The sequence below is a fragment of the Pseudoalteromonas sp. SR41-7 genome, from assembly GCF_014163935.1.
Taxonomy (GTDB): domain Bacteria; phylum Pseudomonadota; class Gammaproteobacteria; order Enterobacterales; family Alteromonadaceae; genus Pseudoalteromonas; species Pseudoalteromonas distincta.
Genome location: NZ_JACJEF010000003.1, coordinates 288759 through 311564 on the forward strand (window position 1 = coordinate 288759; position 22806 = coordinate 311564).

Sequence of the window (22806 nt, forward strand, 5' to 3'; positions counted from 1 at the left end):
TAAGGATACGTAAGCACTTAGGTAGGCACGCTGAGTAAAAAGTAAGCCTATTAAATAAAAATAACCGTTACTTTTTAAAAAGTTATAAACACATAAGCAATAATACTGATTGTTTAAGTATTTTACTTTTCTATTTTAAGGATTTCACAATGAGCAAGCCAACAGCGGGTAAATGCCCTGTTATGCACGGTAGTAATTCAGTTGTTTCTAAAGTAAACACCGATTGGTGGCCAAACACACTCAACTTAGACATTCTTCATCAACACGATACTAAATCAAATCCATACGGCACTAATTTTAACTACGCAGAAGAATTTAAATCTCTAGATTTAGACGAAGTAAAAGCCGACTTAAAAACCTTTATGACCGACAGCCAAGATTGGTGGCCTGCCGATTGGGGCCATTACGGTGGTTTAATGATTCGTATGGCATGGCACTCAGCGGGTACGTACCGTTTATCTGATGGTCGTGGTGGCGCAAGTACCGGTAATCAACGTTTCTCGCCTTTAAATTCATGGCCAGATAACGCAAGCTTAGATAAAGCACGCAGACTTTTATGGCCACTTAAGAAAAAATACGGTAACAAACTCTCATGGGCCGATTTATTTATTCTTGCTGGTAATATGGCATACGAATCAATGGGTCTTAAAATTTATGGTTTTGCGGGCGGCCGTGAAGACATTTGGCATCCAGAAAAAGATATTTACTGGGGTGCAGAAAAAGAATGGTTAGCACCAAGTGATGAACGCTACGACAATGTAGAAAAACCAGACACCATGGAAAACCCATTAGCCGCAGTACAAATGGGCCTAATTTACGTTAACCCTGAAGGTGTTAATGGTATACCAGATCCACAAAAAACGGCAGATCACGTACGTGAAACATTTGCTCGCATGGCGATGGACGATGAAGAAACCGCAGCGCTAACAGTGGGCGGCCATACAGTAGGTAAAACTCACGGTAATGGTAAAGCAGAGCACTTAGGTCCAGAGCCAGAAGCAGCAGACGTACACGAGCAAGGTTTAGGTTGGAACAGCACCAAAGAAGGCGGCTTTGGTCGTCATACTGTAACTTCAGGCCTTGAAGGCGCATGGACCACACACCCAACTACATGGGATAACGGATACTGCCACTTACTTTTAAATTACGAATGGGAATTAACAAAAAGCCCAGCTGGCGCTCATCAGTGGGAACCTGTAAATATTAAAGAAGAAGACAAACCAGTAGACGTAGAAGATCCATCAATTCGTTTAAACCCAATGATGACCGATGCCGATATGGCCATGAAAGTGGACCCTGCGTACCGTAAAATTATTGAGCGTTTTTATAACGACTTTGAATACTTCTCTGATGTATTTGCACGCGCATGGTTTAAGCTAACTCACCGCGATTTAGGTCCTAAAGCATGTTACTTAGGTAAAGATGTACCAAGCGAAGACCTAATTTGGCAAGATCCTATTCCAGCAGTTGATTACACATTATCAGACGATGAAATCACTAGCTTAAAAGCACAGCTACTTGATTGCGGTGTAAGTGCAAGTGATTTAATAAATACAGCGTGGGATAGTGCACGTACGTATCGTGGTTCTGATAAACGTGGTGGCGCAAATGGCGCACGTATTCGTCTAGCACCACAAAAAGATTGGCAAGGTAATGAGCCAGAGCGCTTAGCAAGTGTGCTTAGTGCCCTTGAAAAAGTACAAGCGGGTTTATCTAAACCAGTAAGCATGGCCGATTTAATCGTTTTAGGTGGCACAGCGGCTGTAGAGCAAGCTGCAAAACAAGCCGGTGTTGATGTAGCAGTACCATTTGCACCAGGACGAGGAGACGCAACAGACGAAATGACTGATGCAGAATCGTTCGATCCGCTTGAGCCTGTTCATGATGGATTTAGAAACTACCTTAAAAATGACTTTAGCGTATCCTCAGAAGAGCTATTGTTAGAGCGCAGCCAATTAATGGGCTTAACAGCACCAGAAATGACTGCACTTATGGGCGGCATGCGTGTACTAGGCACAAACTACGCAGGCACTAAGCATGGTGTATTTACTGATAATGTAGGCACGCTATCTACCGACTTTTTTGTAAACCTAACCGACATGGCTAACAACTGGAAGCCACTAGAGCCAGGTATATATAATATTGTTGAGCGCAAAACAGGCACCATTAAATGGACTGCCACACGCGTAGATTTAGTGTTTGGTTCAAACTCTATTTTACGTGCCCTAAGTGAGTTTTATGCACAAGACGATAATAAAGAACGTTTTGTACATGACTTTGTAAATGCATGGGTAAAAGTAATGAACGCAGACAGGTTCGATCTTAAATAATCTGTACGCTAAATAAAAACGGGGGAGTATTGAATACTCCCCCGTTTTTTATGCGTTTTAATTTCACGGCTAGATAAGCCCGCTTTTTTTAAAGCAATAAAACTTATAAAAGTGCAAAAAGCTTTTGTAGTTGTGGCATATATTCGCTCACAAGTTCAAGGTTGTTTTCGCTTACTAAAGATTCTGTAGACTCCTCAGCTGCGCTTGACGATTTACCAAACGAACCCATTAATGAGCTAGCGCCTTTATCTTTAGCACTTTTCATACTTTGAAAACCGCCCATTACTTTATTAGCAGTTTCTTGATTATCAGCAGAAAGGCCCGACTTAAGATTTTCGATATAAGCCATTGATACTTCAGAACCTACAGTTACTAGCTGCTCTGGCGTAAAACCGTAACGGTTTGTAACACTCGCAAAGCTTTTGTATAGGTCTTGTTCTTTAATCATGCTTAATGCACTGTTAGCTAAAGAGCTTTGTTCGCCAACACTTTGATCTGCAGAACCACCTAGCATACTTGCTAAATCTAAGTTTTTTAACGACTCTTGGCTGCTTGCCCAGCTAGTCACAGCTGGCAGTGCTTTCATATAGCTTTGAAGTTGACCTTCGTTAATATCCTCTGCAAGGCTTGAGAAACTCATCGCTAATAAGCTAAGTGATACAAGTATTTTTTTCATTGAGCATTTCCTAGTATTAAAGTAGTGCCAATTAGAAGCTAATAAGCAACACTTGCCAACACAAAATAAAATATTGGCTGATTTATAGTACAATTTATGAGAATTTATTTAAGTTCTAAGAATTTAGTTGATTCACCACAAGCTAATGTACTGATGATATAATGTATTTTTGACAAATAGAGCTGAACACAATGTTAACAATTTCAAATACTGTCACTATCGATGAATGGGAACTAGAGCTCACAGCTATTCGTTCGCAAGGTGCCGGTGGTCAAAATGTTAATAAAGTAGCAAGTGCAATTCATTTACGTTTTGACATTAACCGCTCTAAATTACCTGACTTCTACAAAGAACGCTTACTTGCATTAAATGATACAAGAATTACCAAAGACGGCGTCTTAATCATTAAAGCGCAAAGCCACCGTACCCAAGAGCTAAACAGAGAAGATGCCCTTAAGCGTTTAAAGGATTTAATCCTTAGTGCTACGGTAGTTAATAAAGCGCGTCGAGCCACCAAGCCCAGCCGTAATTCACAGCGAAAGCGCATGGACAAAAAAACCAAGCATGGGCAAAACAAAGCGCTACGCGGCAGCATAAAGTTTTAGCTTTAAATGATATTAATAAAGTAGATAAGGGGCTTGGTATTTACATGCATGCACTATTTTTACACCGTATTGCTTGTATAAAAATATAAGTGAGGATTAGCCTCACTTATAATAACTATTAATATTTACTTAGCCATCTCTAAATCAGATTCTGCATCCGCCAGCATTGCAAATTCTTCGTCCGCGGTTTTAGCAACTAAGTGCTTTGAGCTATAGCCAAAGTAATAAGCCGCACCCACAATAAACAGCACCATAGTGTATAAAAATGCACGAGGGTCAAATGCATACACCCCCGTTAATGCTATAAGCGAAAGCACTAAAGCAATACTTGACGTTACTACGCCCCCAGGGGTTTTATACGGGCGAGGTAAATCAGGTTGTTTAACGCGTAGCAAAATATGGCTCAGCGCCATTAATGCATACGATACCGTTGCACCTACTACAGCCATTGCAAGTATTAAATCACCCTCGCCACTGAGTGATACTAAAAAACCAAATATGGCAGGTACAATCAACGCACGTGCTGGCACTTTGCGATTAGTTGTAATCGACAACGAACGCGATAAATATCCGGCTCTAGATAAAGCAAACACTAAGCGACTATAACCATAAATAATAGAGAAAAACGAAGCAACTAAACCCGCAAGCCCTAATATATTTACTACAGTTGCTAAGCCCTCACTACCCGATGCATTTAATGCATCAACCAAAGGTACAGCACTTGCGCCCATTGCAGCAGCACCGCCAGCGCCAGGCACTAAAACAACAACTAAAAAAGCAGTAAATAACAAAAAGATCATTGCACCAATAATGCCTTTTGGCACATCTTTAGCGGGATCTTTTGCCTCTTCTGCAGCAAGCGGTACACCTTCTACCGCTAAAAATAACCACATGGCAAACGGTAATGCGGCCCAAACCCCGTACCAACCTAAAGGTAAAAACTCACTGGCTCCCACTGCATCGGTTACGGGGACGTTAAATAAGCGTGATGCATCAAAATTTGTAATTAAAACAAAAGCCGTTGCAATAATAGCTAATACTGCTAAACCACTTATTACCATCATTACTTTAAGTGCTTCTCCTACGCCTGCTAAATGAATTCCCACAAATAGTAAGTAAAATAATGCATATACCCATGGTCCATTAAATCCGGTAAGGGCTTCAACTGCAGAGCCTATAAAAATAACAATAGCAGCGGGTGCTAAGGCGTATTCAATTAATACCGCAAGCCCGGTTAAATAGCCTCCCGCAGGCCCCATAGCTTGGCGCGCAAAACTATAACCACCGCCTGCTGCAGGTATTGCAGCTGACATTTCAGCAAGCGACAATACCAGCGCTAAATACATAACTGCCATTAACACTGCAGCAATGGCAAAGCCACCCCAACCCGCTTCGGCAATACCAAAGTTCCAACCTGCAAAGTCACCCGATATTACATACGACACACCCAAACCTGCGAGTAATAACCACCCCGCAGTACCTCGTTTTAACTGTCTTTTAGCAAGGTACTCTGTATTATTAGTAGACATAACCCTTCTCCGTTGATGTTTAGTTTTTATTGTTTTATTTCATGTGTTTTTAATTAAAATTACTCAGCAATTAAAAAGTTAGTGGTTGAAACCTGATGCTCAATTACATCGTCTTGTGTACGGTCTTTTAAATTAACCCCAGTTAGTTTTAGTTTTTTAGCTTCACGTAATAAGTACAGCGCACGCCTAGCCGCTTCTGTATAAGGTAGGCCTGCTGGGCGAATATTCGATATGCAATTACGACATGCATCGTTAAGTCCTGTTTTAGGCTCCCATGTTAAATACAAGCCAAGGCTATCTGGCGAACTAAGTCCTGGGCGCTCTCCTATTAACACCATAACCACCTGCGCATTTAGCAACTCACCTATATCGTCGCCAATTGCTACTCGACCTTGTTCAACCAAAGTAATGGGGGCAATTTTAAATTGCTTGTCTGTTGTAAGGTGCGCTAATAGCTCTGTTATAAATGGGCATGCATTTTTTTGTACCGCTAACGAGGAGAGTCCATCAACCACTACAATCGCTAAATCGTATTTAGCCTGTGTAGTGTGCTTTTGTTTATTCATATAGCTGAGAAGTATTTGCCTACCATTTTCATCAAGCTTGCGGCCTAAATCGGGTCGCTGAAGGTAAGTAACCCTGTCAACAGCTTGGCTGTGTAAATGCAGGGGAGGGGCAACATCTTTTAATACGCTAATACTGCCTAGTTGCTCAGTCATTTCGTTAATATCAAGCGGAAAACTCACTGCATCGCGCGCTTGTGCATGAGATAGCTGAAAAGCCAGCATTTCTGAGGTTGGCAAACTTATACCCGCACGCCCAAGCCCAATACGGGCGTCGGTAAAACGGCGTAAATCACTCCAAGGATTGTGCACTACATTACCGTTATTTTTATGCTTGTTTACTGAGTCATCTAAAGGAGTGCTCTGTTTTAAACGTGATTTCATGAGCCACCTCCAGTAATTGCACCCAGAGGTTTAGCAAAAGCGGGAGGCAAGGTATCTGAAAGTGTAATATCGGCAGTGCTTTGCATTATTTTCATTTTGCTTAGCCATGCTTCAAACTCAGGGGCAGGTCTAGAGCCAAGTACACGGCGAACATATAATGCATCATGAAACGACGTAGTTTGGTAATTAAGCATAATATCGTCAGAGCCAGGTATTCCCATTACAAACGAGCAACCAGCAACACCTAATAGCGTAAGCAAGTTATCCATATCGTTTTGATCAGCCTCTGCATGATTGGTGTAACACACATCGCATCCCATCGGTATACCTAGTAACTTAGCGCAAAAATGATCCTCAAGTCCTGCTCGGGTAATTTCTTTACCATCAAACAAATATTCAGGGCCAATAAACCCCACCACGGTATTAACCAGTAACGGGTTAAACTTACGAGCAACGGCATAAGCGCGAGCTTCACACGTTTGCTGATCAAGCTCATGATGCGCATTTGCTGAAAGCGAACTGCCTTGCCCAGTTTCAAAATACATTACATTATTGCCAACAGTGCCACGCTTTAAACTCAAAGCCGCATCTTGCGCTTCAGCTAAGGTATTTAAATTAAAACCAAAACTTGAGTTAGTAGCCTCCGTGCCGCCAATCGATTGAAATACCAAATCAACCGGTGCGCCAGCTTCTATACATTCAATAGTGTTAGTAACATGGGTGAGCACGCAGCTTTGGGTTGGTATGGCGTACTTTTGAATAACATCATCCATTAACGTCATTAATTTAATGGCTTGGGCAACGTTATCGGTTGCAGGGTTTATACCTATTACTGCATCGCCATTACCGTATAGCAAACCATCAAGCATGCATGCAGCAATACCATTAATATCGTCAGTTGGGTGATTTGGTTGTAAACGTGTAGATAAACGCCCGGGGAGGCCAATAGTATTTCTAAAAGCACTCGTAACATGGCACTTTTTAGCAATTAATATGAGATCTTGATTGCGCATTATTTTGCTAACAGCAGCAGCCATTTCCGGCGTAATACCTTGCCTTATACTTGCAAGTACAGCAGGTGTTGCAAAGTCACTTAAAAGCCAATTACGAAAATCGCCTACGGTTAAATGTGCAATAGCCATAAAGGCATTTGCATCGTGCTCGTCAATAATTAAGCGTGTAATTTCGTCATCTTCGTAGGGAATAAGTACCTCATTTAAAAATGTTTTAAGAGGTATATCCGCCAATGTCATTTGTGCCACAGCACGTTCTTGTGCTGATTGTGCAATTACGCCCGCTAAGCGATCACCCGAACGCTGCGGTGTAGCTTTAGCCATTAACTGGGCTAAGTTCTTGAATTTATAAGTATGTGTACCTAAAGTGTAACTGTACGCTTGCCCCATGATTTACTCCACATAACTAATATGATCAACCTTGGTATAGGTTTTGCTGCATCTTTAGCTATAAATCAATATTGAATAGTTACAAGACAGCTTATTTTGTACCAAGTAACTATCGAATTTTGGCAAAAGATTATTTATTAAACCAATTCAATTGGTTACACACGCAAAGCGGTGTTAACTTAAGCATAATGAAAGTGTAACGAAAAAGAGCATCCCCGATATGGCGCAGCAAAGTAGCTTCAGCGCACCACTAAAGAGCAAGGTGCAAACACACGATATTGACGAGCAAGCGCATAGCCTTACTCAATGGCAGCAAAAATACGATCAAATGAGCGACGGCAGCTTTTATGGTTGTATTGAAGAAACGGATTACGCCAATATTCATGTGTTTAAAGAATACACTGAGCGAGCGCTTCGTCAGCAATGTAACATAGCCCCTAATTCGGTTTGGCTCGGCATTCCTTGTCAGTCACAGCAAAGTAAAATTAATGGTTTAAGTGTGGCAAGTAATCAATTTATGTGCCGTACCAGTGATAACGACTTTGAGTTGATAACCCCTGAGCAATTTAATATTTATGGTTTGGTAATCGATTGGAACTCAATTGAATATATGGCGCAGCTCCAAGGCGTAACATTGAAAAACCTGACATCTGCACAATCAGCTCGTTTATCGGTGAGCAACTCATCTTTGCAAACGGCAAGACAAATAATTAATAGCATGGTTGTAGGCAAGGGCTTTGGACTTAGAACCGAATCACAACAAGATATGCTAAACATGTTGGCACTACACTTATTACAAGCAGACAATACGCAGCAAAATATTGCGCCAAGTTATAAACACCGCAAAGCCGTAGTAGATAAAGTAAAAGATTACGTGGCCACAAATCCACAAAACCCAATAACCATAACCGAGCTGTGCGAGCTTTCCTTTGTAAGTAGGCGCACACTTCAGTATAGCTTTGAGAGTATTTTAGGAATTAACCCTTTGCGGTTTTTACGCTTAACACGCTTAAATAACGTAAGGCGAGAGCTAAAAAAACCAAACCAAGATAAGCCCATTTCAGTAATAGCAGCCAATTGGGGATTTTGGCACGCGGGACAATTTGCTAAAGATTACACGCAACTATTTGGTGAAAACCCATCACAAACAGTTAAAAATAATAGTTTTAAAGGTTAAAAACTACACTTCTAACGTGAGCACGTTTCTTCTACAGACCATACTTTAACTTGAGTTAAACACCTGTGGACGCGCAGCTTGCTGGCGTTTAAAAGCACCGCTTTTACATTTAGTCGGATGCATTAGTAAACAAGTAATTAAATCACCACCGAGAAGTGAAGGAGAAAACAAGGAGTAGTGACTAACCATTACTCGTGTTTTCTTTGTGTAGCGCACAGCGCCTCGGTGAGCTCGGTGGTGAAATATCATATAACTTAAACAAATGAACTTTGTCTGCTCACTTGCTCCTCTTTTTCTTCTCTTCGTGCATTCATATTTTAAGGGCTGTTATTCACAAAGAGGTTTAGAGGCGCTGCGCTTTTAGAGGGTAGCTTGGAAGTTAAAATAATAAAGAACTAAAAGTAAAAGCGAGGTATAAAACCTCGCTTATTATATTCAAAAGCCCTATTTGATCGGTGCTAATTAAGCCGCGATTAAATAGGACTCTTGTCCTGAATGTTTGTTGCTACGTTTAAACGAGCCTTTGCCTTTTTTAGCTTTAACCACTTGTGGTTTAAATAATTTAGAGGTGACCATTGCCGCTAGTGCATTGTGGTTTATAACGCCTCGCCCTGTGTCTACCGCGCTGGTATTTGCGGTTTTTGCTTTAGATTTTTTAGTCATATATTTCCTATCAACTAATGATTATTTTAAGTTAAATAATAAAGAGGCTTTTATATTAGCCTATTTAAGAGATGGCGATTGTAGGCTTAATTTTCAACCGCGCAAGTATTTTTAACATTCTTTTGGTCGTATTTTAATAATAAAAACGCATAAAAAAAGCGCAGTTAATAACCGCGCTTAATGTGGTTTAATTTGCTTTAAAAATTAAAAACTAAAGCTTACTTTTGCGTAGTACGTTCTGCCGTCAAAGCCGTATGGCAATGCGCGTACAGGGTATTTAAATGCGCCGTTGGTGATAAAATTAAGTACTTCGTCATCACCTAATTCATCTGGTGTTTCGTCAAATACGTTATCGGCACCTACCGAAAGCGCAAACATGTCGTTAATTTGGTAGCTAACATTTAAATCAACTAACACAGCAGATTCAACTGTACTTGTTGGTTTAAATGAACCCGTAGGCGAAAGCTCACCAGGTAATGAAATATGGTCGTTACCAAAGTATTTTACGTCTGTTTCGCCAAAGTAGTTAAAGCGAATGGTTGATGTGTAGGCATCGCGTTCGTAGTCAAACGTAAGCGTTGCACGTTCGCTCGGTTGTCCGTCGGTAAAAAAGCTACGTTGTAAATCATCAAAAGCAACCGCTTCAGGAATACCGTCTTCTGCGTTTACGCTGTCAATTTTAGTATCGTTTAGGTTACCTGCAAAGGTTACTCCTAAATTACCGCCTTCAACTTCAGTGCGGTACGATGCAATAATATCAACACCTTGCGTAGTAGAATCAACCGAGTTTGAGAAGTAGTTAGCTTGCACTGCACCAGTTGCTTGTAGCGCTGCAACTGCTTCTGAGCTAAACGATACGTCGTCAGCCGAAAGCAAGCTGCCAAGTGTAATACGGTCTTCAATTTCTACACGGTAAAAATCAACCGTTAACGAAAGCTCGCTTGTTACATCGTAAACAAAACCAGCACTGTAGTTTGTTGATGTTTCAAGCTCTAAGCTATCTACGCCTAGCGCACTTGGGAAAGCGGTCCCTGTGTTTGCCGTGAACGACTGCGTTAATGTGCCGTCTGAGCCTAAGTTAGTTGTAAAAGCTGTATAACCACTTTGTTGAAGTGATGGCGCTCTAAAACCAGTAGATAGTGCACCACGTACTGCAAAGTCATCTGAAAATTCATAGCGTGTTGCTAATTTACCAATTAAATCATCCCCAGCATCTGAGAAATCTTCATAGCGTAGCGCACCACTTACGTTCCATGCGTCGGTGATCATAGTTTCTACGTCTACATAAACTGCGTAGCTGTTACGGTCGCTATCGTTAGCCGCTTCAGGGCGAAGGCCGTTATAAGCTTGAAAACCACACTGTGCAAATTGATCCGGATCGTTTACTGATGGGTACGAGGTATCCATATTTGCTAACCCACACGCGTATGATGCTTCATCGCCAGGCACTATTTCGTAGTTTTCTTTACGGTATTCGGCGCCTACTGTTACATATAAAGGCTCACTACGGCCAATATCTACAATACCGTTTACATCAAGGTTAACCGTTGTTTGATCGAATCTAAAACCACCTGAGTAACCGCCAGTAGGCCCTGAGTTTGCTGCAATGTCGGCATCGCTTGCATCTGGGTTATTAAATAAATACTCAGCCGCGTAAGAAGCATTTAATGTATTGCGTGATGTAAAATCGTATTGGTTTTCACCATAAACAGCCGATACATCGTAAGTCCAATCTGTGTTTATATCGCCTTTAAACCCAAGCGCTACTGAAATATCTTGTGCTTCGTTATATATGCGCGGTAAAAAACCATCGCTGTATACTTGGGTTACGTTTTTAGAGGCTTCGTTAAAGTTACGGTAAAAACCATTACCCAGCGCCGTGCGCTCAGAGTAGCCACCAAACGAGTAAAGCTCGCCGTCGCCCATTGGTAATGCCATGTTGTAAAATAGCGACGTAAATTCACTTTCTGAGTTACCTTGGCCCCAGCGTACATCTTCACTTAGCGTACCTGGTTCAACATTAAGCGAACCCCCCGTATCGCGCTCTGCACGGTTAGTGCCGTCGGCATCACGGTACTCAAGCGATAGGTTAATAAAGCCGCCTTCGTTACCTAATTCAAAACCACGGTTTAAACCTGCTGAAATAGTGTCGCCGTCACCTTCACTTGTGCCGCCGTATTGTACAAAACCCGTTGTAATACCGGTTGAGTTATTAAGAGATAAGTTAATAACACCTGCAATAGCATCAGAGCCATACTGCGCTGCAGCGCCGTCGCGTAATACTTCAACGCCTTTAAGTGCTGTTAGCGGAATGGCATTCATATCAGTACCCGCAGCGCCTGCGCCTACTGTACCGTTAAGGCCAAAAATTGATTGGTTATGACGACGTTTACCATTTACTAATACAAGGGTTTGATCTGGTTGTAAGCCACGAAGTGTTGCAGGTCTAAATAAATCAGAACCGTCTGAAACTTGTGTACGCGAAAAGTTAAATGAAGGCGCTGTCGCTTGAAGGCTTTGGCCTAATTCGGTAAAACCACCTTTAGTTAAATCATCCGCGTCAATTAAATCAATAGGAGAAGAAGACTCTGTAGAGGTACGGTTAGATACACGCGATCCTAATACAGATATTTGCTCTATGTTTTTAGCAGCTTGCACTGGTGCTTCTTCAGCGTTAACAATGCTTGGTGCGCTAAACGCGAAAGCAACGGCTACAGCAAGTGTGTTTAAACGGTATGTTGACATAGTGACGACCCTGTTTTTTGTATTCTTAATAATATGTGTGTGGTTATGATGCTCACAACCTGTTGCAAACATCCTAGCAACATATGCAAACAAAAAGAAATGAAAAAAACTAAATATTTGGTCTAAGTATGCAAATAAACTTCAAGATAAGAAAAAACCACATCAAATCGGTTAAAATACGCGCTAAGAAAGGATTAAACATCAAAAAATAGAATGTTTAACACTTTATTTACAATGTGGTTTTGTTCGTTATTTTACACTTTTAAAGGTAATAGGCAGCGAATGGTCGTACCTGTGCCTAATGTACTGTTAACTTCTACTTTTCCACCGTGATCGCTCACCATAGCGTATACAAGTGTCATACCCATACCGGTGCCTTTTCCGACTTCTTTTGTTGTGTAAAAAGGGTCAAACATATGCGCTATTGTGTCTTCATTCATGCCACAACCGTTATCTTTTATTTCAATACAAATATTTGTGTTGAGTTCAAAAATATTGACTTCAATAATGCAGCCTTTTTCTAAATCTAACTCGCAAGCTTGCCAAGCATTCATTAAAAGATTTACAAAAATCTGATTAATTGACGATAAATTGCACCAAATGAGTGGTAGGGGTTCAAACCGCGTTTTTATTTCGCATAATTTAAGTTTGCTACTTAATAATCTTAAAGCATTATTAGCACCCGTTGTTACATCGGCTAATTGTTTATCTTGAGAAGAGGTGGGGTGGGCAAAGTTTAATAAGTCATGCACTATTTGTTTTATACGTTTAAGTCCTTCAACGCTGTCGTTAATTTGCCCCTGCAAATTGTTATAAATCCACGCGTACGGATACTGTAAATTGAGTATGTCGATTTCGTGTTTAAAACGGCTCTCTTTAATTTCGTTATTTAAATATTGTTCGTTAAGTTTCAGCAGCGCTACCAGTAAAGGGCTTGCGTTTTGTAGGCTCTCTACGTTACTCATTGCATAGGCAAGCGGGGTATTTATTTCGTGGGCAACGCCTGCACTAAGTGTACCTAAAGTCGCCATTTTTTCTGTTTGCACAAACAGCATTTGTTGGTGTTCTAAGTCGGCTACTTTTTTTTGTAGTTCATTATTTATGGCAACTAAAACGCTACTTTTATCTTTGAGTAATTGTTCTGCGGCCAAGCGCAGCTTTTGTTCGTTTAAAAAAGCACGTTCAAACTTACCATCTGATCCATCCATTCCCTTCATCCATATAGATAACTTTATACTTAACGTTTAGTCGTCTGTATGCAAATTTGCAACTTTAGTGCAGCCAAGGCCTAATATTATGCATAAGTAATTATCTACTTATTGCTAATAACTCCATTATGTAAATACCACTTAATATAAAAGGTAGGCACAAACACACCATAGAGTATTTTTTTAAGCTATTATTTAACCAGAAGTAATTTAAAGGCGACTCAATGACTCAAGTAACACCAAGCACACCAATAAATCAGGTTGATGTACTTTGCATTGATGATGATGAAATAGTACTACGCACGTTAACACGGCTACTTGAAGTAAATGGCCTGTCGGTTATTGTTTGCGATAACCCGCAAAACGCATTAACACTTTTTAAAAATCATGAATTTGGTTTAATTATTAGCGATATGCGTATGCCGGTAATGAACGGTGCCGAGTTTTTAGAAAAAGCGCGTGCGCTGGCACCCGACACCCAACGCATTTTATTAACCGGCTACGCCGACATACAAACCACCTTAGCGGCTGTTAATCAGGGCCAAATAAATGGTTATATTCAAAAGCCTTGGCAAAACGATTTATTACTTCGTAGCATTAGAGATAGCCTAGAAAAATTTGCACTAAAAAAACAAAATCAAAAATTAGAGGCACAAGTTAAAGCGCAAAACCAAGAGTTGCTAGAGCTTAATAATTCGCTTGAACAACGAGTAGAAAAACGCACCTTACAAATCAAACAGGTTTTAAAAAAGCTTGAAGACGCCAACGAGCGCGAAAAACAAGAGCATAAATCGACCGTAGAGCTGCTATATAATTTTGTTAACGCAAACCCTTACCTAGATGGCAACAAAGCACAAAATATTGCTAACACCTGTACACAAATAGCACTTTATTTAAACTTGTCGCAAAAAAGCATTGATCTTGCCCCTATGGCTGGTTACTTGGCGCAAATAGGCTTGCTTGCTATGGATCCTGATCTTTATAAAAAACCAGTTAACCGCTTAAACGAGCAACAACGCAAAACCTTTTATACTCACCCAAGTACTGCACAATTAATGTTAATGCCAGCAATACATTTACATGACTTGTCGGATGCTATTTATTATCAGTTTGAGCGCTTTAACGGAAACGGAATGCCCAAAGGCCTTGCCGGAAACGACATACCAATAGGCGCTATGGTGCTAGGTTTAGCGCGCGACTATTGGGACGCGTTTGAGCAAAGCAATGCAAGTGATGAAAAGCAGCGCCACGATGACGCACTCGAAAGTGTAAAACTTTATAGTGGATCGTTTTATCATCCTAAAATTGTACGTGCACTTGAAGCAAGCCATGCAAAACTACATGAACAAAAAAGTTCAGCAGGATCAGTGCTAATTTGTAACGCCCATGAACTCAAAGAGCAAATGGTACTGGGCCATGCTCTACACAGCCATACAGGCATAATGTTGCTGCCCAAAGGTCATGTATTTGGCAGTAAATCGATAGAAAAACTCCAACAGCTAGAATCGAAAAAACCAACTCCGTTCAGAATAATGGTGAAAACTGCTAAATGATTGATCTAAACCGCAGTTTTTTTCGTTACAATGTGCATAAAATAGATTATTGAATTTGCTTGAAGGAGCACTCTGTGTCGCGATTTTCTGCGGTTACTGACAACCCCCATGATGGGCGTTTTAACCAAAAAACGGGAATACTGCTAACTAACTTAGGCAGCCCTGATGCACCAACAGCGGCTGCGCTTCGTACATATTTACGCGAATTTTTATCAGATCCACGCATTGTAGAAATACCACGCTTAGTATGGATGATAATTTTACATGGCATTATTTTACGCGTACGCCCAAAACGTTCGGCTAAATTATACGAGAGTATATGGACCGAAAACGGCTCACCGCTTACCCACATTACTCGCCAGCAAAGTGTAAAGTTAAATACCTTATTAAAAGAGCAAGGTTATACCAATACAGAAGTAGTAATGGCAATGCGTTATGGCAACCCTTCAATAGAGGCAGGCCTTGAAGAGCTTCGTGATAAAGGCTTAACGCGTATAATTATTTTACCAATGTACCCGCAATATTCTAGCCCAACTACGGGTTCTACGTTTGATGCTGTATCGAGCGTACTGCGTAAATGGCGCTGGGTGCCAGAACTTCATTTTATAAATGGCTATCATAAAAACACCCGTTACATTGAGTCGCTTGCTAATAGTATTAGTGAGGATTTAGAAGCGAATGGTATGCCACAAAAAATTGTTTTTTCGTATCACGGTATGCCTAAATTGTTTTTAGATCGCGGCGATCCGTACCATTGCCTATGTTTACAAACCACGCGTTTAGTTGTCGAAAAACTAGGCCTTGATAAAGACAAAGTAATTAGTACTTTTCAAAGTCGATTTGGTAAAGCAGAGTGGTTAAAGCCTTATACCGACGCAACCCTTGCAGCCTTACCTGATGAAGGTATTACCGATGTAGCTATTATAAGTCCTGCTTTTAGCGCCGACTGCCTAGAAACACTTGAAGAGCTAGAAGGTGAAAACCGTGAAATATTCGAAAACGCAGGCGGCGAAAAATACCGTTACATAGCGGCACTAAACGAGAGAGACGACCATATAGAAGCTGTGTTTGATGTTATAAAACCTATGTTGTAACCCAAGCTTACTAAAGCTAAATATATTACGCATTAAGCGGTGGTAAAATTAACACCGCTTTTTTGTTTTTAAGGCTTTTAAAATATTTAGTTAATTAATTCACAAAGAGGTTAAGAGGCGCTGCGCTTTTAGAGTGAGTGATAAAACATAACAATACTGTTTTTGTTTCGGGGTTTTTGGCTTCCCCTTTTACTTCTCATTGTGCAAATAAAAGCTTTTAAAGAGCTAATTATTCACAAAGAGGTTAAGAGGCGCTGCGCTTTTAGAGTAGTGATAAAACATAAAAATACTGGTTTTGGCTTTTCTCATTTACCCCTCTTTTGCTTCTCATTGTGCAAATAAAAGCTTTTAAAGAGCTAATTATTCACAAAGAGGTTAAGAGGCGCTGCGCTTTTAGAGTAGTTATAAAACATAAAAATACTGGTTTTGGCTTTTCTCATTTACTCCTCTTTTACTTCTCATTGTGCAAATAAAAGCTTTTAAAGAGCTAATTATTCACAAAGAGGTTAAGAGGCGCTGCGCTTTTAGAGTAGTGATACATATTGGCTGATCTGGTTTTTCTCAGTTATTACGGGTTACCCTTATCTTTGTGAAAGAAATTACTTATATTTTTAATAATAATTAAAATAAATAAAAATGTACGTTTGAGGGGAGGCAATACCTAAGCAACAGCAATTAAACGCTATCGCTTAAAGTATAAATCAATCGCTTTTGTGAGGAGCTCGTCGAGTTGTTCTTCAAATTCTTCAATATTAATTTCAAAGTGCTTTAAGTAAGCCCGAGCCTGAGCAAGTGATAAATTACGGCTGTTAACGCTGTATTGTCGCTCGTCTATGGTTTTATCGTAACGTGGTAAAAATACAAATTGGCCATAAAAGGGGGATTTAATATGCTTGTTTGCAAAACGACAAAAATCTTCAACATGCTCAGCACCCTTAGGTCCAAGGCAACCTGGCTCAATGCGATACATTAAGCGAATTTTTTTGTCGTCATTTATTTGCATTTAAAGCCTTTATCTAAAAAACAGTACGCGTACTATTTTCCCATCTTTAATTTGATAACTCGAAATAAGTTCTGAGCGTTTATCAACTACGTTTTCGTCAGTTGAACAAGTTTCTGAAAGTTCGTGATCAATCACAATATCACCGTGCACTATGCGCTTAATTGGTGATGAGTGAATACACTTTAACTTTTTAAACATTAGCCCATAACGTTCTATTAGTTTTTCTTTACCTTTAAATAATAGCTCATTAGGGAAAATATAAAACTCAACATCTTCGGCATATACACGAAGAAACTCTTCAATGTTACGTGCGTTATATGCTTTAACTAGCTGCTCTACCACAGCAAGTGATTCGCGAGATTGTTTAGCTTTAGTTTGCTGCTTAACTGTAAGTGCTTCTTTTGCTTGCGTTACTGCTTTTTCAGCTTCGGCTACAGCCACTGCTTTTTCTATTTTATTTTTAGGCTTTTCAGCAGGTTTAATTTGCTCGTTACCTAATACTTTTGAATCGTCTGGTTTAGTCGCATCAATTGTTGGCTTTTTAAGCTCTGGCGCTTTGTATTCAAGCGTATTTACTTTGTCGTCAGTGTTGGTTTGAGTTACTGATTGCTCAATTTCAACTTTTGGCTTTTCAACGCTTGTTTGAGCTTCAACTTGCGGCTCTTTTTGCTCAGGCTCGCTTTGCTCTGCGGCATAAGTAATTAGCGCAACGGTAGTGACTAATGAGGCTAAAATAATAGATAACGGTTTCATAACTTTCCTAAAATGAACACTAAATACGTGTAATACCAATTACATTAAATAGGCGATCTATTATAGCGTTAAAAAATAGCGCAATAACAACGCGAAAATTGTGACATATAGTTGTTCTATATGAATAACCTTTAACGCAGTTAGTGAGTTATTTAATGCAATAGAATAATCATATTTTTGATAAAATTAGTATAAGGGTGCAACATAGCAAATTTTAACGTTATCGGGTAGTTAATACCACCACTGAAGCCTACCAGTACTGCTCTACCGTAATATTGCCGGGGTTTTTACGGCGGTTACGCGTAAAGTTTTTATCGAGAAGTAGCGCGGTTGTGTCTTTTACCATTTGTGGATTTCCGCAAATCATAAATTGCGCGTTACTAGGCTTTGGGTCTAACTTTACATATTCAAACAAGCGGTTGCTCTCAATTGCGTTAGTAATTCGCCCACTTAAGCCTTGTAATGGCTCCTCTCTACTTACAACAGGAATATAGTTGAGTTGTGCTGGGTACACTCTTAATAGCTCGTTAATAAGTGCCTGATAGCTTAAGTCGTCATTAAAACGTACGCCATGCACTAAATTTATAGTTTTGTATTTTTTCCATACATCGGGCTGTTGTAATATCGATAAAAAAGGCCCTATGGCAGTACCAGTCCCTAACATCCAAAGCTGATCACTTTGTGGTATTTCATCAAGGGTAAAAAAGCCGGTTGCGTGTTGTTCTATTAATACGGTCTCGCCAGGTTGTAATGTAGCTAAACGAGGAGAAAGCAAACCGTCAATTACGTTAATAAGATAAAACTCGAGATCGGGGTTTTCAGGGGCATTCACATATGAATAAGCCCGAGCAATACGTTTGTCGCCATCCATTATTGAAAGCTTTGTAAATTGCCCAGCTTTAAACGGCTCTACGTTTGCATTAACGGTTAAGCTAAAGAGTGTTTCGCTCCACCACGTGACATTTTTTACTGTTGCTTCAACCCAATTAGACATAGTTACCTCTTGGTTTAGCTATTAAAGTTTTAAATAATTCACTCCATCAACATTAGCATTAAGTGACAAAGACTTACAGGAGAATATGACTAGATTTAAAGCAGTGATGTGTGCAGTAATTACCAATAAAATAATGTGAATAATCAGCTCTGCGATAAGAGTCATTAATTGCATAAGAGAAAGCGATGCTGCAGTAACTAAGAAAAATTAAGTCAAAAAACAGTGTTTTTTATTTTATCACTGACTCTAAAAGCGTAGCGTCTCTTAACCTCTTAGTGAATTATTTATTTAAGCCTTTATTAATTAATTTTATAGTTAAACTCAAATTCCACACATAAAAAAACGGCGCTAAATTTAGCACCGTTTTTATAAGCAATCAGAAAGAGTTTACGCTTTTTTCTCTTCACAACTTGCTAGGTATTCGTCAAACGTACCTTGGAAGTCGATTACTTTTTTATCTTTAATATCAATGATACGTGTAGCTAATGACGAAACAAACTCACGGTCATGGCTTACAAAAATAAGCGTACCTTGGAAATCTTTTAACGCATTATTAAGCGCTTCAATGGCTTCCATATCCATGTGGTTAGTTGGTTCGTCCATAACAAGCACGTTAACGTCTTGCATCATTAACTTACCAAATAACAGGCGGTTTTTTTCACCACCAGAACAGTTACGCGCTTTTTTGTTTGAATCGTCAGCTGTAAACAACAAACGGCCTAACATGCCACGAACCATTAAATCGTTGTGCTTAGCTGTACGCCATTGCGACATCCAATCAAACAACGTTAAATCGTTATCAAAATCTTTAGTGCTGTCTTGCGGGCAATAACCAAAGCTCGCATTTTCAGACCATTTAATTTCGCCTTCATTACTTTTAAGCTCGTCTACTAAACAGCGTAAAAATGTAGTTTTACCCACACCATTTTCGCCAATTACAGCAAGCTTAGCGCCAGCTTCAAGTAAAAAGTCGCCGCCGCTAAATAACGTTTCGCCATCAAAACCATGGCCAAGCTTATTAACTTCAAGCGCCTGACGATACATTTTTTTACCTTCGTCAAACGAAAGCGATGGGCTCATACGGCTTGAAGATTTAACTTCATCAAGCTTAATTTTATCCATTTTTTTAGCGCGCGAACTTGCTTGCTTAGCTTTTGAAGCGTTAGCACCAAAACGGTTAACAAAGTCTTGTAGCTCGTCAATTTCAGCGCTCTTTTTAGCATTTTCAGCTAAAAGTTGCTCGCGTTGTAAGCCCGCAGCTTCTAAAAATTTCTCATAGTTACCAGGGTAAATACGCAGCTCACCGTAATCAATATCGGCCATGTGCGTACATACCGAGTTTAAAAAGTGACGGTCATGCGAAATAATAATCATCGTACATTTACGTTTGTTAAGCTCGTTAGCAAGCCACGTAATTGTATGAATATCCAAGTTATTGGTAGGCTCATCAAGTAGCAAAATGTCAGGGTTTGCAAATAACGCCTGTGCTAAAAGCACACGTAGTTTCCAACCTGGGGCAACGTTTGCCATTAAACCGTAATGAAATTCTTTATCGATACCCGCTTCAAGCAAAATCTCTTCAGCGCGGCTTTCTGCCGTGTAACCGTCCATTTCAGCAAATACACTTTCAAGATCGGCAACTTTCATACCGTCTTCTTCGCTCATTTCTGGTAAAGAGTAAATACGTTCGCGTTCTTGCTTTACTTTCCAAAGCTCCACGTCGCCCATAATTACCGCGTCTACAACGCTGTATTGCTCAAAAGCAAACTGGTCTTGGCTTAGGTTACCTACTTTTAACCCAGGAGTAATAGATACATTACCCGCACTTGGAACAAGCGCACCGCTTAAAATTTTCATGAAAGTCGACTTGCCGCAGCCGTTAGCGCCAATTAAACCGTAACGGTTACCGTTACCAAATTTAGCTGAAATGTTTTCAAACAACGGCTCTGCGCCAAACTGCATCGTAATATTTGCGGTGGAGATCAAAAAAGGTAATCCTAGATTAGTACTGACAGGAGTACGCTGCAGCAAAACGCCACAAACAAGAACCAGACAATAGGGTAAATTAGCTGGCGAATTATACAGATCAGCCACAACGAATGAAAGATAAAAGGCAGCTAATTTATAACCAAGTAAAAATAACGGCAATTCTCGGTTTTAGGTCACTATTTTTAACGTATGTAGTGTTGAATGTACTTACAGCCACAATGTAAATAATTACTAATGCCAAGCAATATTAAAGAGGGGGCGCCAAATAGCTAAGTTATTAGCTATGTTTTAATGCATAGGTTGGTAAATTGACTTTATCGCCGCCTCGTTTTTGGTAATTAACTGATTAACAGTCGTCACGTCATCAAGTGTTAGCGACTCCTTGCTTAGCATAAAATGCACATTGTTAACGTTAATCGGTGTAATAGTTTTTACCTGCGAAATTGAGGAGTGTTTTTTCACAAAGTACTGCGCAACAGCAGAGTCTTCAATAACATAGTTGATTCGTTTTTTATCTAACATGCTAAATCGATTATTTGCTTGAGCAGTAAGCACGACCTGTGTTGGATACTTAGTTTTTAACTGTTCAAGCTCGTTACCAAAAAAGCTCCCCCGGTTAATACCCGCTGTAAACTTTTTACTAAAAAGCTCAGCTAAGCTTGTTACATCAGGCGAATCTTTATGTTTATAAAGACGCATAACTTCTTCGCGATAAGGCAAACTAAAGTGCGCATATTGAGCGCGTTGCTCTGTATAACTTGCCGCGTAGGTTATATCTACCCGACCATTTTTAAGCTCAGCTTGAACACGCGAAAAACTCGGAAAATAAGTCCATTTAATACAAAATTTTGAATCTTTAAAAATAGCCCTAACAGCATCCACTTCTGTGCCTAAAAATGTATCACCTTGTTTTACAAGATAAGGCGGCCAATTAGTTTCGTTAGTGCCCATTACCAATGTTTTAGTGCACGCAAGGGCGTTTAACTGAGTAAATAGCAGCGTTGTAAACGCTAAAAATAAAGTTTTCATTACGCTCCTACTATTCAAACAGTGCTTTTAGTGCTGTTTTGTTTTTATTTATGTGCTCATTAATTGTTGCAAGCTCACTAACCGACACCGTTTGTTTGCTAAACATTAAATAAATATCGTCTTTATTTACATGCTCAATGTCGGTTACTAATTTGATATTTGAGCCTTTTTTGCCAAAATAAGCCCCCACTAACTCGTCTTCAATAGCAAAATCAATACGTTGTTTATTAAGCATTTCAAAGCGTTTACTGGTTGCACTGGTGTATTCAATCTGCTTTTTATATTTAGTTTTATATTGCTCAAACTCCTCGCCGTAATAGCTTCCAAAGTTAGCGCCAACAATAAAGCCTTGTTTAAAAATGTCTTCGAGGTTTTTAACGCTATGCTGATTATTTTTGTTTTCGTATAAGCGCATAACCTCAGTTCGGTAGTTATCACTAAAGTGCACATATTTAGCGCGTTCATCTGTATAACTTGCAGCCCACTCCAAATCAATTCGGCCGTATTTAAGCTCAATAAAAGCCCGCTTAGAATTTGGCAGTAACTTAACTTCAAAACAAAAAGGGGAGTCAGCAAATATAATGTTGAGTGCATCAACCTCCAAGCCTTGCAGCTTACCGTTAATGCCCATTACATAAGGCGGCCAAAAAGCATCGTGCGATGCCACGCTAAAGGTTCTCTCACAAGCAAATACATTAAATGGAGCCGTAAACAGCAAACATAAAAATACAGTAATTAATTTATTCATTGCGCCTCATAGTTATTATTTTTGCTTATTATTACAACAGTATAAACCAGCTTTTGTATTTTAGCGGCGCGGGCTTGTGTAAAGATGTAAAAACCATCCGTAATTATGAGAATGCCCAGTATGCAGGTGTTTATAGAAGGGCGTTTGTATTGCATTCGCGTTTACTGCTCAAGTGCGGTTGTCGAAGCTTTAACTTATGTTTTTAAAAATATATCAAGAGCTTGTACTTAACGTTTGAGAATTAAAGCAAAATTTACACAACTGTAAAGGCAGGTAAGTATTTAATGATAATGGCGTAGTTTTTTATTGGTTATATAACTAATAAGCCTATATTTTTTTTAGGCAATCATGTAAATTGTT

General features: G+C 39.7%; 18 protein-coding genes. 5 read left to right on the plus strand and 13 right to left on the minus strand.

Features of this window, described 5'->3' with window-relative positions; all coding sequences use genetic code 11:
• Positions 1-149: 149 nt before the first annotated feature.
• Positions 150-2330 (plus strand): catalase/peroxidase HPI, encoded by a 2181-nt coding sequence (katG, locus tag H5092_RS05880; RefSeq protein WP_182733094.1) that lies wholly within the window; start codon positions 150-152, stop codon positions 2328-2330.
• A 103-nt stretch (positions 2331-2433) separates the two neighbouring features.
• Here the strand turns inward: katG and H5092_RS05885 are convergent, their stop codons facing one another.
• A complete protein-coding gene (locus H5092_RS05885) occupies positions 2434-3006 on the minus strand; it encodes a short-chain dehydrogenase (RefSeq protein WP_182733095.1) in 573 nt (190 codons plus the stop codon).
• A 191-nt stretch (positions 3007-3197) separates the two neighbouring features.
• Between H5092_RS05885 and arfB the strand changes: the two genes are divergently transcribed.
• Complete coding sequence (gene arfB, locus H5092_RS05890; protein ID WP_002959105.1) at positions 3198-3611, plus strand: alternative ribosome rescue aminoacyl-tRNA hydrolase ArfB; 414 nt, start codon at positions 3198-3200, stop codon at positions 3609-3611.
• A gap of 125 nt (positions 3612-3736) precedes the next feature.
• Here the strand turns inward: arfB and eat are convergent, their stop codons facing one another.
• The 3 genes from eat to H5092_RS05905 are packed head-to-tail and all read right to left on the minus strand — an operon-like array spanning position 3737 to position 7490.
• Positions 3737-5140, minus strand: a complete 1404-nt coding sequence (gene eat, locus H5092_RS05895; RefSeq protein ID WP_182733096.1) for an ethanolamine permease — start codon at positions 5138-5140, stop codon at positions 3737-3739.
• Positions 5141-5199: 59 nt separating this feature from the next.
• Positions 5200-6087 carry an ethanolamine ammonia-lyase subunit EutC gene (eutC, locus tag H5092_RS05900; protein WP_024594887.1) on the minus strand — a complete coding sequence of 296 codons (888 nt, stop codon included), beginning with the start codon at positions 6085-6087 and terminating at the stop codon, positions 5200-5202.
• Positions 6084-7490 carry an ethanolamine ammonia-lyase subunit EutB gene (locus tag H5092_RS05905; RefSeq protein WP_182733097.1) on the minus strand — a complete coding sequence of 469 codons (1407 nt, stop codon included), beginning with the start codon at positions 7488-7490 and terminating at the stop codon, positions 6084-6086. Before H5092_RS05905 ends, eutC begins: the two co-directional genes overlap by 4 nt.
• A 220-nt stretch (positions 7491-7710) precedes the next feature.
• Here H5092_RS05905 and H5092_RS05910 point away from each other — a divergent pair, with 220 nt between their 5' ends.
• On the plus strand, positions 7711-8667 hold the full coding sequence (locus tag H5092_RS05910) for a helix-turn-helix domain-containing protein (protein WP_182733098.1): 957 nt from the start codon (positions 7711-7713) through the stop codon (positions 8665-8667).
• 462 nt (positions 8668-9129) lie between these two features.
• Here H5092_RS05910 and arfA read toward each other — a convergent pair whose 3' ends face one another.
• From arfA to H5092_RS05925, 3 genes are all read right to left on the minus strand, one after another.
• Positions 9130-9330, minus strand: coding sequence for a ribosome alternative rescue factor ArfA (gene arfA / locus H5092_RS05915; protein ID WP_007583517.1), 201 nt, complete (start codon positions 9328-9330; stop codon positions 9130-9132).
• Between the two features lie 204 nt (positions 9331-9534).
• A complete protein-coding gene (locus H5092_RS05920; RefSeq protein ID WP_024597458.1) occupies positions 9535-12075 on the minus strand; it encodes a TonB-dependent siderophore receptor in 2541 nt (846 codons plus the stop codon).
• Positions 12076-12329: 254 nt separating this feature from the next.
• Positions 12330-13283, minus strand: a complete 954-nt coding sequence (locus H5092_RS05925; protein ID WP_182733099.1) for a sensor histidine kinase — start codon at positions 13281-13283, stop codon at positions 12330-12332.
• Positions 13284-13507: 224 nt separating this feature from the next.
• Here H5092_RS05925 and H5092_RS05930 point away from each other — a divergent pair, with 224 nt between their 5' ends.
• Both H5092_RS05930 and hemH read left to right on the plus strand, forming a co-directional pair.
• A complete protein-coding gene (locus H5092_RS05930) occupies positions 13508-14836 on the plus strand; it encodes an HD domain-containing phosphohydrolase (protein ID WP_154904182.1) in 1329 nt (442 codons plus the stop codon).
• A 74-nt stretch (positions 14837-14910) separates the two neighbouring features.
• The gene (hemH, locus tag H5092_RS05935) at positions 14911-15930 is read left to right on the plus strand and encodes a ferrochelatase (RefSeq protein ID WP_182733100.1); all 1020 of its coding nucleotides are present in this window, start codon (positions 14911-14913) and stop codon (positions 15928-15930) included.
• 682 nt (positions 15931-16612) lie between these two features.
• On the opposite strand, the gene H5092_RS05940 is transcribed toward hemH, so the two are convergent.
• The 6 genes from H5092_RS05940 to H5092_RS05965 all read right to left on the minus strand — a co-directional run bounded on the left by H5092_RS05940 (position 16613) and on the right by H5092_RS05965 (position 22446).
• Entirely contained in the window at positions 16613-16933 is a 321-nt protein-coding gene (locus H5092_RS05940; RefSeq protein WP_182720975.1) for a hypothetical protein, read from the minus strand.
• Between the two features lie 9 nt (positions 16934-16942).
• Positions 16943-17686, minus strand: a complete 744-nt coding sequence (locus H5092_RS05945) for a nuclear transport factor 2 family protein (protein ID WP_182711936.1) — start codon at positions 17684-17686, stop codon at positions 16943-16945.
• Between the two features lie 250 nt (positions 17687-17936).
• On the minus strand, positions 17937-18680 hold the full coding sequence (locus H5092_RS05950) for a ferredoxin--NADP reductase (RefSeq protein WP_182733101.1): 744 nt from the start codon (positions 18678-18680) through the stop codon (positions 17937-17939).
• Positions 18681-19067: 387 nt separating this feature from the next.
• The gene (locus H5092_RS05955) at positions 19068-20666 is read right to left on the minus strand and encodes an ABC-F family ATPase (protein ID WP_076914907.1); all 1599 of its coding nucleotides are present in this window, start codon (positions 20664-20666) and stop codon (positions 19068-19070) included.
• Positions 20667-20957: 291 nt separating this feature from the next.
• Positions 20958-21698 (minus strand): ABC transporter substrate-binding protein, encoded by a 741-nt coding sequence (locus H5092_RS05960; protein WP_182733102.1) that lies wholly within the window; start codon positions 21696-21698, stop codon positions 20958-20960.
• Between the two features lie 10 nt (positions 21699-21708).
• Positions 21709-22446: an ABC transporter substrate-binding protein gene (locus H5092_RS05965; RefSeq protein ID WP_182733103.1), complete on the minus strand. Its 738-nt coding sequence runs from the start codon at positions 22444-22446 to the stop codon at positions 21709-21711.
• Between the last annotated feature and the right edge of the window lie 360 nt (positions 22447-22806).